The organism is Caballeronia arationis (assembly GCF_001544975.2).
GTDB lineage: Bacteria > Pseudomonadota > Gammaproteobacteria > Burkholderiales > Burkholderiaceae > Caballeronia > Caballeronia arationis.
Map to the genome: position 1 here is coordinate 1 of NZ_FCOG02000167.1, position 11,002 is coordinate 11,002.

Here is an 11,002-nt window from a genome sequence, read left to right on the forward strand (position 1 = left end):
ATCCCAGATAGGAGAACGCGAGCGAATTGGGCACGTGGGGTGCTTGCAGTAGCGCAACCGGCCGGCGGCTGAGTTCGGCGAGTGCCGGGCGCAACAGCCGAAGCTCTCCCACTCCAGGCTGCTGCACCAGCAATTCGACGAGCGCGCCGAGCGGCCAACCACCGCCAGGAAGCTCCGCCGACAGCGCGGCATAGCCCGTGTCGACCGTCTTGCCGTACGCACGCGCGAGCTGAGACCCGCGCCACAGCGCGGGGTGTATCGACTCGACGTGTTTTGGCAGGGCGGACATGGCGTGAATGACTGTATGGATGTACAGTACTTTACATCGAAAACGCGAACAGTGAATTGCCCCTTTTAAGTCGCCGGCAGGCGATCGAATGGATATCCTTGTACCGACGCGCATCGACGCAACGCTCGCTTTGACTGCGTCCACGCCGCAGATAAATCGGTCGATGGAGCCGCCGCGGGCGCTCAGACGAGCTTTTCGGTGTTCAAGACCACGTACCAAAGGCGAAAAGTCGGGATAAAGTCAGCGAATGATTTCAACCGGCGTTGGCTGTCAAGAGCGTCATTCACGCACTATCGCAAAAACGTGTGACGGGCGTGGGTTTGGCAACAATACGTGGTCAGCGGCGATGAAACGCGCGCCTTCGTCCGCAAACAACTTGGGACGTACGAGCGAGAATGTAGGAGAGAACAGCGATGGCTGAACACGAGATCGATGATCGGCCGGGCTCACGCGCCGAGTTACCGTGTTTCCTGGTAGCGACGGCCGCGGCGTCGCGTTCGCTCACGCACGAGTGGCGCGTGGACCACGTTGTCGAAAGCTGTCGCATCTGGCTTGGCCGGCATGCGGTCGTGATGCACTGGCTCGAACGCGTCAAAATAGGGCAGCTGGCGTTGCGGGTTGCCCGGCGCGATTTGCGTAGCGCGGGAATCACCGTGCGGCAATCGGATGTCCAAGCCCTTTTTACAGGCGAGATGGGTCTGAACCATGCGAGCACCGTGGTGCAGAAAATGATGACCCTGTGTGCTGTTTTGCCGGCAGCAGAATAAAGGAGCGAGCTGGCAGCGAAGTCGCACACAGTGTGATCCGGCGGCTGTCAGCGCAAACAGATTTCTGAAGCCAAGCGCTAGACCGCTAGCGCTTACGCAGCCGCCGATTTTTATAGAAAGCGCACAGGTGTGATGTGGATACGAACGTTAAGCCGTCGGCGACGATCTCCCGCGACGGGAATGCTGTCGAGTTTGAGGTCGAGATGCGTGGGAAGAGACTCACGTGCTCCATTAGTCGCGAGGCGCTTGAGGATCATTTCTGGCTGGGACGGCATGCTGACGAGGCTCACCTCCTTCATGCGTTTTCAGATGGTAAAAAGAGGATCGTCGCAATGGCTGAACGCAAGGCTCGTCGCTTGGCAACCGAGGTGATTAAACTCACGTCACAGGACTTCGGACGATAGCAGCCGGACGCGAGATGACGAAGAGCGAGAAAAAATCAAGCGAGGCGCGGGCGCTTGAGCGTGTCGCGGATGCCGCGCGTGAGGTACAGACAGCCTCGATTGCGCTTGAGGCCCATTTTTCAGACGGCGCCTCATATGCCCCAACCACGCTTGAGTTGGCGCGGTTTGCCGCCGCGATGCAGGAATTGAAGGACGCTCGGGAAGCGTTTGACGAGTTGATGATTGAACGAGAAACGAAGGGCGCCGAGTGATTCGCTGAAGCGTTGCTATCGCCAGCGTAATAGTTCACAGCGCCACAAAATTCGAGCCTTAGGGGACCGCTTATCGGCCTCTGCTGCCGTTAACTAACACCGTAACCTCTCGTGATAGGGGTCCCATTGCCGTCATCCAGCGGCAGGTTGGATTGTCGATCGTTGAATGGTCGATGTTGAGAAAAGTGAACGCTCGTTGACGACCCTCATGCCCGAGACTGGACCGTGATATCGCTTCGGGTGAAGCGGACGCGGAGGCTCCGCAAGTGGCTTCACGTTCGGCGCACACCGGACTTTGTGGATCGTCGCCAGAGAGGAACCCATTCGATGGGTTCTTTATCTTCGAAGACGTGCCATGAAGTAAGACAATGCATTCCAAAGCGTCAGGGAGTGGTGAAAACGCGAAAGCGGTAGCGGATTGAAGGTGAAGGATGCGCGTAGCGCAACCGACGTGCTAATACTTCAATGATTCGGCGAACGCTCGTACTGTCGACGTCGTCCACGTGGTCAGTCCGGCTTGAAGTGCTGTTTGAAGAGCTCGCCGCGGTCCGAGGACAACGAGGCCGACCAGAAGCGCCGTGACGAGCCCGGCGTTAGGCGTTCGTAGCAGCCAGGGTCCAACGTTCGACACACCGCGTCGCACTCGGAGAGCAGATGACGCGCCGATCGTTTGGCGTGCAGCAATCAGCCGCGCACGGGATGCTGCCATTCGTTCCAATACGTTTGACTGAGCGTCTTCGTGTTTCATTTGCTCGCCTCCTTAATCGCTTGCAGGTCGCGGTTGACCTCGGCCCGCAACGACTTGAACGGTTCGGGTGGCCGCTGCGATCGCATTACAAAGACCGCTGCTAACGTCACGAGAAGCCACGCTCCAGCAACACCCCATGCGACGTGCACAACGTAGGCCGACTTGGCCGCCGTGACGATGATTGCTATCGAGACGAAGGACAGGGTAAATAGCGCACCTATGGCGAGAGCGACGAGCGCTACGACCTCATGCAGCATCCGCGATCTGGTTTCCGCCAATTCGATGCTGAACAACTCAGCGTAATCGGAGGCGCGTTGCGCGCAAAATAGACCGACATTGCGCCATTTCGCAAACTTTGCTTGCATGGTCACGATATCGCCCTCCCGTCAGCACATGCCGTCGCCCGCGAATATGGGTCTTTCATCAGTAACTATTTGCATGGCTGCGATCAGGGCGCCGGGTGGCCGTCCCGCGCTTGGAGGTACCGCCGCTGCCGGACCATATGACGCCGACGAGGAACCCGGTAAGCAGCGCTACGCCTAAAGCAGCCAGCGGCCTCTCAACTGTGCGATCGCGGACGAGGGTCGTTGCATCGGCATAGAGCTGTTGTGCTTTAACGCTCAAATCATTGACTTGACCTGCGACGGCATTTGATGCTTCGCCGAGCGCGTTATCTACGACGCCGACGACCTTGTTCGTCGCGTCGTTCGCTCCATCTTTGGTCCCATTCGTGTCCATTTTCCGTCCCTCCTGTTTTAAACGTCGAATTGATTGCGCACGCGTCGTGCCTGGTCTCGTCGACTGTGACCCGTCCAGGGGAGTTCACCGAGAAGACTCCCGGTACGGCACTTGCGAATACAGAGGTAGATGAAGGCGGAGTTCGTTAGCACGTTGTTGGAGAAAGGAGATGCTATGAAAACCATCGCGAGAGTCTTTGCCAGTCAAATCGATGCGGAGGCTGCGCGGCGTGCGCTGATTGACGCCAGGGTCAGCCCGAGCGCCATCGAGATGACTTTTCAGGGAGACGAGGCTGGTCCGCCGCGCGGAAATTTTCTTACCGGCGATTCAGTCGAATCGGTCGGATACGAGGACGAATACGACGCCCGGTTCCGCGTGATGGGCGAGTCGTCGCGATTCATCCTAATCGCACGGGTGGAAGATGATCATGTGGCGAAAGCTGAAGCTGCGCTTGCGCGGATCGGCGGTGAAACGATCAACTGAGTTTCCGGCTCCGTGCTCCCGGTCAGTAAGGCTTGAACCATGGACGACGGCTTGAAGCGGCTCGCATGGGAGGTCCGATGTTCAGTTGACGGGAAAATGCCGGCAGCGTCGACTGCCCCAGATTTCAAGTCGTCATTCGCTGGTGCCCGGTTGAGCGCTTCTTGCTCGGGCGGCAAACCAAGACGGATAAGCCTCATCTCAAACGTTAGACCAACCTGTCCCCCGGGGCAGTCAGTCACGAGTCTTGAGAACCGACGAGTTCGGGAGAAATGGCGCAGGTGCCCCTCGCTCCGACGCGACGATCGTTAGCTCGGGTATTTCAGCCGTGGCAGTTTCTGTAGGGCGACCTGAGGGCAAACTCGCGAGCGTCCGAAATAGTTCCATTCTGAGTCTAGGGTAGTCTAAGATAGGGCAGACCCCGGACGGCTTTTCTAGCTGCGGTCTCATAATTGAAGAAGACAACGCATTCTGGAAGAAACCTCCATGAGCGACCCCGAAATTATTTAACACCGCCAAGTGATAATACCGTTGGCCACCATCGAAGATGGGCTGTATGCGGCAATGCTCGTGGTGCGTGGAGTAGACGAAGTGCAGCGCGCATCCGGGGTTCTGGGACATTTTCCATGCAAAGCGCAGGCATGTAGGTTCGCTGTTCAGTACGGAATGGCGGAAATCGACAAGCGCCCGCTGCCGGAACCGGATTGGGCCTAGTCGCGGGCCGCGCACTGGATTCTAGCGCGCGGCGCAATTTCTAACGGCGATAAAGGCCCCGTGTGGCATAGGTGACCATCCTTAGAATCTGGTAACCTCCGCTCAGCCGTGCATGAGCGACTTATCGTTTAAATCCGTATCGCAGCGCAGCGTCATTTTGCGAGTCCGTCGCGGCGCTTCAGCGTAATCTTGCGTCTATGACTCTATGAAGCTCGAACAGGCTGCGCTTCGGATCACCGCCTTCTGCCCGGGTCCGCTCAGCGTCGAGAATCGCGCACTGGTGGCGATCGGGCGCGAGCCTCCGCTTCCAGTCATGGAATTAGGTGAAGACCCTCTAGACATAGTACAGGCGCTCCCATTGATGCGCCTTTTTGCCACACAGCAGCCCATGTCGCAAGGCTCAGTGGGAAAGTTCAGACCGTGCGGCGCCGTGTGGCGGCCTGCAGAGGGAGTTGCTAGGCCTCCTCTGCGATTGCGGCTTCTCGCCTTGAATTTGTGGTGCTTGCGCTTGCCGACACGCACGACCGTACTGCTGGATCACCGCGACATTTCGGCAAAGGCTCGACTAAATCGACGAATGCGGAGCCGCGGTCCCTCGTAAAGCAATATATGGGGCGGACTGCCGTCGTGCAACCTTGCTGGCAGTGTCCATGGCGTTAGCGCACTCCGCACCGTATCGATTCGCGCGTCAGTCGCCTCACGCCGGTGCAGCCACGGAGGATGGCGCGCGCCGGCTCGACCGAGCTTGATTTCCGTCGCGGCAGTCAATGTCGAGGAGTCGAAAGCTGCTCCGACGCACTATGGGCGCGCTACCCACCTGCGCCCGGAGGTCTCTCGCCTTTGATGAGACGCTTCGTTTCTCTAACGCAGCAACCGTTATGCCGAATCCCCGCCCGGTGGCGCGACGCGCTGTTCTTGAAGCGCTTTGGCGGCATTATGAAGCGCTGCTTCCTCCGTCGGAAACGCTTCGCTGGATTGCCGCAGAAAGACTGACTTCGCGCCACCGGCACGAGCTGAAACAATCGCCCATACCCAACCGCCTGCCTGACGTTCCACTTTAATTTCTGACAATTCGGACATTGGCATCAGCCTCCCTCGCCACACTATAAACCACCGTCCGGCACCTTCCTTGCTTGTCTTAACATGCCTGCGAGATGGCGGGCGCTCTTTGGGAGAACGGTGATGAATGAAGACCAGGTCAAGGGAGTGGGCGAAAAAGTGAAGGGCAAGATCAACGAAGGCGTTGGCAAGATGACCGATGATTCCGCGCAGGAAGTCAAAGGCGACGCGCAGCAAATCGCTGGCGAGGCCCGTAAGGAGGTAGGCGACGCCCAGGAAGATCTAAAGGACGCGGCGGATGACGCTGCTGAACGCGACGACGGCACGACGGCACCATGATGCAATTCGGTGCCCGCAGAAGCGGGCATCCGACTATTCACGCTTGCGAACCTTTAGACGGTAGTTTCAAAGCAGGCGTGGTTTAAACGCACGCCTTTAGGACATAAATCGCTACAACGACGATCGCAGATTGAAATTCGAGGAGATCGCGCACGCATGTCCTGGGAAGGTTCGCGTGATTATGACGAGCCGTGCCGTCCAAATTAACGTAGGTGAAAATGAGTCTTTCAGCGTTCCGACCTCAATGGGTCTCAGCCCTTGCGAAGGAGGCGACGAGGTGTTGACGGTTTGTTTGAACAAATGCTGTGTAACGATGGCCAACTAGCTCGCACACGGGGCTTGAGAATCAGCGCGTTCCCTGCGTGCAACATCCGTTTCTCGTGGCCAACTAATTGCTTCTCCACCGCAGTCGACTGATGCCGTCGTATTTTCTCGGGGATCGTTTGTCACACTCTGGTTCGATGACGAGACTCTCCGTTATGACGAACGGCGACCGTACGAAAGGCGCACCGCCAAGAGGTCAGATGACAGCCATTCTGCGCATTTACCGGAATTCCTGCGGACGATGGACCGGACGGCTCCAATTCGGGGGAACGGAGTTATGTCTTTTGGGGGCCTACGATACGCCAGAGGGCGTAGAACGGGCATTCGGAAAGCTGGGTTTGCATCCGGACTGTGTGGAAGTGGAGGCGTCGTAAGCCAGCGCTTTCGATTGCCTTCTGGCGCGCCCAGATGCAGTCAACCGCCATTGGCGGTGATTTCCGTATTCGTCTGCACGATGCTCTGACCATGTAAAGGCAATTCGAGATTTACAAGGCGCGCGGCAAGAGGTGCAGGTACGACCGCGATAACGCGGAACCCCAAACAGGCAGTACGTCTTGCCGCCACGCTCTTCACTAGCGTGATTTCCGCTCGGCCGGGGCGGCTGATTGTGCCAGCAAGTCACGCGCGCATTGGAGCAGCGATGATCAAGCATTATGACGGTGAGATCGGTTTCGACCTTGGCTGGGATCTAGCGAGGTTTGGGAAAAAGCCCGATCCGGAGAAAGTCGACGAACATGTCATGCGCGGCTACGGTGCCGGCCTCGTGCACTTTCCGCATCCGCAGCATCACGCGGATAGGTTCCAAGCGAAGTGGCTTCAATTGCGCTTGAGCGCGCTTCAAAGGGGCAGGATTGTCCAGCCTGAGGTGACACCCACGTTTTTGCGGATGATCGACGTCTCCCACTGCCCGGTGACGCTTGAGGAGCTGACGCACGGGATGCGTGCAGGGACGGATTGGTCCGTAGACAGGATCAACAACGACGGCAGCTATGCGACCTGGAACTTGATGGTCTTAAGCACCCGGGCGAATAAGGCGAAAGGGAATAAAGGCTTCGGCGAAGTGCGCCGAAATTCAGAACGTCTTACCGACCGCGATGGGCTGTCGCCGCGGCAATGGCAACGTTTGCTGTGCTTGATGGCCGGTGCCTGCGGGGCCGCGGCCGGCGAGGAACTGACGTGCTTTCCGCTATCGACTCGCCTTCCGGCGGGAACCCTCGCCCCGCTTTACCTCCACCTTCAGGAAATGGTGCTTCAGTGCGCCTATCCGGCGACGCTGCGCAACCGGCTGATCAAGTTACTCAACGTACAGCAACCGGACGCAGCTCAGCGCGCTCGCTTTGTGATCGCCTGCGAACGCGTGGCGGCCTTGATCGGAAAGGTGGATTACCCCTACGACGCGTTGGCTGACGCACGCGTACAGGCTTTTCTCGCCGGATGGTTTGTTAGCCTTCCCGAAACCGCTCGAGCGCACTTATTGAAGGTGTGTGCCCTCTTCGGGGGACGGGAAGTCGAACGAGGAGTGATTGCTTCGTGGTCGCTGGGAACGAAGGGATATATCCCTTTCGACTGAGCCTGGAGTTTCAATCTGGGGACGAGGCGAATGGCGACTGAGTCGCCTTATCTCGGTCGCGTTCTTTCTGATTCAAATGGCGGCGGGGCAATGCGCCAGGAGGGCCAAATACGGCCTGCATCAACGCACCGCTTGTTCTTATACCTCGAGAGCAAAAGGTTCTGATCTGGTGGCACGGCCATTGCGATAAAAGGGGACACCCATGCGCGAGAAGTAGGGCCTGCATGCCCCAACGCGTGGAACAATTTTTCCTTAGGGACACTATCATGCGACTCCTCACTACCCAGGACGGGCTTCCGCGCGTCGCCTGGGGACCGGTCATTGCCGGCGTTATCCTCTCTCTCATCGTGTATTTGCTCATGAGCGTGCTAGGAACTGCCATCGGAGCCTCGTTGCTCTCCCCGCTCTCCCAGCCAAATCCGATGCATGGATTCGGTTTCGGGTCGGGCATCTGGGTGATTCTTACCACCGTAGTGGCCGTGTTTATTGGCTCATACTTCGCCGGTCGTTGTGCGCCAGTGCTCGGATGGCTTCACGGTCTACTTTCTTGGGCGGTCATGGTCTTGCTGGTCGCCTACGGAATGACGTCGTTGGTGGGCAGTGCGGTGAGCACCGCCGGACACGTCGCTGCCACAAGCGCACAGGTTGGTGCCGCGGCCGCGAATCAGCCCAATGGCAACACGGGCGGTTCGCTTGTGAGCTCCGCAACCCAGCAATTGCAAGCAGCCGTTGCATCAGCAGCTTCAGCCGCCTCGTCCCCGCAGGCCGAGCAAGATGCCAGGCAAGCGGCGGATATGGCAGCGAGAGGCGTGGCGCGCGCGAGTTGGTATTCCTTCGCGGCATTAATTGTGGGTGCGATCATCGCCATCGTGTCAGGCGGGGCAGGCTTTCGCCATCAACCCCCATTCGAAGAAAGCGGGGGTTCGTTTCGCAACGGCGGGACCGTCACCTCGCAAGGGCGCGTGACCCGTCCGAGTGGCACCGTCCGATAGATTGGCCCGAACCCTTTTTGGAGCACGACGATGGATGTGAATTTCGTTTCCGACCATCCTGAGAAGGAAAGGGCTTCGTCGTCCGAATCGGCGCCGGCCGCCGCTGTCGCTATCTCGGCGATCCAGGAAGAGATAAGCGTTGACTCGGTAGAAACGGAGACCGGGGCGGTGAGAGTTCGAAAGGTCGTGACGAATGAAATGCGATCGATCTCGCTAGCGCGTCGTAGCACGACAACCGGCGTGACGCGCGTGTCCGTAAACCGACCGGTAGAAGCAGAGTACGGGCCGCGTCAAGAAGGCGATACCTTGATCGTGCCTGTTTTTGAATATGTTCCCGTCGTAACGATGCAGCTAACTTTGAAGGAAGAAGTGCACATTACCACTCACACCCTTGAAAAAGAGGAGTTGCGGGAGGTGCCCGTCAAAGTCGAGACGATCGTCATTGAGCGGCGTAACGGACCTCATGGCGCATGGGTCGAGGACGACTTACCGAACTCCTAGCGTTCTGACGCTCGCAGCGGGAACAGCGGTTGCGTGATGACGTTCACAGGCGGCCTTCGCTTCGATGGCGCCTTTTCGACTACTTGGAGATTGACGATGGCTCAGACCTTGGTGGCTGTATTCGATTCGTACGCCGATGCTCAAGCAGCCGCGGGTCGGCTAGAGGCGGACGGTATCGCACGATCGGACCTGAACATTCATGCACGAGACGACGTTGGTGCCGACCTGCCGGCCCAAGGATTTGCGGGGACGGCGGACGACGTCACGCCGCGCGATGTGACGGTAGGCCGTTCCTCCGGCGAGGCAGAGGGCGGTGCAATGGCGCGTATTGAACATTTTTTCAAGAATCTCTTTGGCGATGACGATGGACCGGAAGAAGCGGGTCATTACCGGGAGGCAGTGCGCCGGGGCGGGGCGGTCTTGACCAAAGTCGCCCATTCTCGAAAGCACCTGCGCATGTCAGGTATCGCAATCGGCTTTTCCTTGCATTGCTTCGCAATGGCCAGAAGGTCGCTATGTTCGAGCGATCTTACGATGATTGATCGGTCGCCAGCACTTGATAAAAAAGCAACTGCGTTGATCCCGCCTCCATTTCGGAGTTTAATCCGGTGCATCAGAGCCGTCGCGCATCTGTTCGGAGGTGGCTTGTGCATCTTTGATAGGCGGCCTCGTACGAGATGTAGACTAAACGCGATTGTCGAATTACCACGACGCGGTGACTGACCGGGTCGTCGAAAAGAACCGACCATACCCATACGCCGTCTTGCCGCTGAACCGAAACGATTTGCGAGTCGCCATCTCATTGAAAAACCGTTCTCCGACACGGCAGCACCCGGTAGGAGCCGTCGTCTCTCCTAAAAGCCGACACCTACACCGACTCCGCCGCCCACTCCGCCTCCGCTAAAAGTGCTGCCGCCGATCCCGATGCCAATACTGGTGCTCGGCGGATAGCCAGGTCCACCATATCCGTCGTAAGGCGGCTGCGCGCTGACACATCCCGCGACGCCGGCCACCAATGCGAGTATGCCTAATAACGGAATCATGGTCGTCTCCCTGTTCCTGAATTCGCTAGCAAAATCTGGTCCCTCGGCAACAGAGAAGGGTCGGCTTCGACGAATAGTCGCGACGGTCGATCATGCACGCGATCACCTGCTTCGAGCGCGAACTTTGCAACGCGCACAGCGATCGATTCCACGATTTATTTGTTGATTCGCTTGGCGCTAGCACGATAGCAAATTCTATTTTCAGTGACGACCGCCGCCCGAGGAGACATCCTCGAGCGCGCGTGTCGCAAAGGCGGTATCCGGAGGTTGAATCGGGTCAGCAGATGGCGAATGCCGGACGCCCCATAGCTATTTTCCGGTTTCTTCTTTTGGACAATTGCTGCTTCGCGAGCAGGGTGAGTTTTTCGTCCGTTGCCTTTTCTTCCGCGAGCGTCTTGAGCAGTAGCTTTACACCGTCCGCGTCGCCGCGCCCAATCCCGGCCTCGCGAATCTTTTACTCGAGCAGTTCGGTGGCCCGCAAGGCGAACTCGCCGCTGCATGTCGGTACTTCACGCAGGCTGTTGGCGAAGACGATGCGGGCCGTAAGGACCTGCTTTTTGATATCGCCACCGAGGAACTGAGTCACCTGGAAATCATCGGCTCGATTGTCGCGATGTTGAACAAGGGCGCGAAAGGGCAACTCGCCGAAGCGGTCGAGAGCGAAGCTGAGTTGTACCGGTCGCTCACGGGCGGCGGCAATGATTCGGAGGGTGTAATTAGTTTTGTGTAAACGGTCATTTGGCAGGAGACTGCCCGTAACAGGAGCGACGATGACCGTAGCCA

14 protein-coding genes and 1 pseudogene are annotated in these 11,002 nt (G+C 58.2%); 10 read left to right on the forward strand and 5 right to left on the reverse strand.

Annotated features, from left to right (window positions below; translation table 11 throughout):
- Positions 1-289: ImuA family protein (locus AWB81_RS37210; protein ID WP_510183681.1), on the reverse strand; the 289-nt coding region annotated here is incomplete at its 3' end.
- Positions 290-702: 413 nt separating this feature from the next.
- Between AWB81_RS37210 and AWB81_RS37215 the strand changes: the two genes are divergently transcribed.
- From AWB81_RS37215 to AWB81_RS37225, 3 genes are all read left to right on the forward strand, one after another.
- On the forward strand, positions 703-1,056 hold the full coding sequence (locus tag AWB81_RS37215; protein WP_062642949.1) for a hypothetical protein: 354 nt from the start codon (positions 703-705) through the stop codon (positions 1,054-1,056).
- Between the two features lie 134 nt (positions 1,057-1,190).
- Positions 1,191-1,460, forward strand: coding sequence for a DUF1488 family protein (locus AWB81_RS37220; protein ID WP_062642951.1), 270 nt, complete (start codon positions 1,191-1,193; stop codon positions 1,458-1,460).
- A 14-nt stretch (positions 1,461-1,474) separates the two neighbouring features.
- Positions 1,475-1,711 (forward strand): hypothetical protein, encoded by a 237-nt coding sequence (locus tag AWB81_RS37225; protein ID WP_062642954.1) that lies wholly within the window; start codon positions 1,475-1,477, stop codon positions 1,709-1,711.
- Positions 1,712-2,455: 744 nt separating this feature from the next.
- Here AWB81_RS37225 and AWB81_RS37235 read toward each other — a convergent pair.
- Positions 2,456-2,824 carry a phage holin family protein gene (locus tag AWB81_RS37235; RefSeq protein WP_327373188.1) on the reverse strand — a complete coding sequence of 123 codons (369 nt, stop codon included), beginning with the start codon at positions 2,822-2,824 and terminating at the stop codon, positions 2,456-2,458.
- A 58-nt stretch (positions 2,825-2,882) separates the two neighbouring features.
- Entirely contained in the window at positions 2,883-3,197 is a 315-nt protein-coding gene (locus AWB81_RS37240; RefSeq protein WP_062642958.1) for a hypothetical protein, read from the reverse strand.
- 174 nt (positions 3,198-3,371) lie between these two features.
- Here AWB81_RS37240 and AWB81_RS37245 point away from each other — a divergent pair, with 174 nt between their 5' ends.
- Positions 3,372-3,680 carry a hypothetical protein gene (locus AWB81_RS37245; RefSeq protein ID WP_062642969.1) on the forward strand — a complete coding sequence of 103 codons (309 nt, stop codon included), beginning with the start codon at positions 3,372-3,374 and terminating at the stop codon, positions 3,678-3,680.
- A gap of 1,587 nt (positions 3,681-5,267) precedes the next feature.
- Here the strand turns inward: AWB81_RS37245 and AWB81_RS45235 are convergent.
- Positions 5,268-5,471 (reverse strand): hypothetical protein, encoded by a 204-nt coding sequence (locus tag AWB81_RS45235; protein WP_144444302.1) that lies wholly within the window; start codon positions 5,469-5,471, stop codon positions 5,268-5,270.
- A gap of 102 nt (positions 5,472-5,573) precedes the next feature.
- Between AWB81_RS45235 and AWB81_RS37250 the strand changes: the two genes are divergently transcribed.
- The 5 genes from AWB81_RS37250 (at position 5,574) to AWB81_RS45240 (ending at position 9,899) form a co-directional block, all read left to right on the forward strand.
- On the forward strand, positions 5,574-5,789 hold the full coding sequence (locus AWB81_RS37250) for a CsbD family protein (protein WP_062642959.1): 216 nt from the start codon (positions 5,574-5,576) through the stop codon (positions 5,787-5,789).
- Positions 5,790-6,753: 964 nt separating this feature from the next.
- Positions 6,754-7,683 (forward strand): hypothetical protein, encoded by a 930-nt coding sequence (locus AWB81_RS37255; protein WP_062642962.1) that lies wholly within the window; start codon positions 6,754-6,756, stop codon positions 7,681-7,683.
- 266 nt (positions 7,684-7,949) lie between these two features.
- Entirely contained in the window at positions 7,950-8,675 is a 726-nt protein-coding gene (locus AWB81_RS37260; protein ID WP_235026103.1) for a YrzE family protein, read from the forward strand.
- Positions 8,676-8,705: 30 nt separating this feature from the next.
- Positions 8,706-9,176 (forward strand): DUF2382 domain-containing protein, encoded by a 471-nt coding sequence (locus tag AWB81_RS37265; RefSeq protein ID WP_062642964.1) that lies wholly within the window; start codon positions 8,706-8,708, stop codon positions 9,174-9,176.
- A 96-nt stretch (positions 9,177-9,272) separates the two neighbouring features.
- A complete protein-coding gene (locus AWB81_RS45240) occupies positions 9,273-9,899 on the forward strand; it encodes a general stress protein (protein WP_144444303.1) in 627 nt (208 codons plus the stop codon).
- 131 nt (positions 9,900-10,030) lie between these two features.
- On the opposite strand, the gene AWB81_RS37275 is transcribed toward AWB81_RS45240, so the two are convergent.
- Positions 10,031-10,219 carry a hypothetical protein gene (locus tag AWB81_RS37275; protein WP_087135452.1) on the reverse strand — a complete coding sequence of 63 codons (189 nt, stop codon included), beginning with the start codon at positions 10,217-10,219 and terminating at the stop codon, positions 10,031-10,033.
- 409 nt (positions 10,220-10,628) lie between these two features.
- Between AWB81_RS37275 and AWB81_RS37280 the strand changes: the two are divergent.
- Positions 10,629-10,925, forward strand: a pseudogene (locus AWB81_RS37280) (manganese catalase family protein); the annotation flags it as partial.
- Positions 10,926-11,002: the final 77 nt, after the last annotated feature.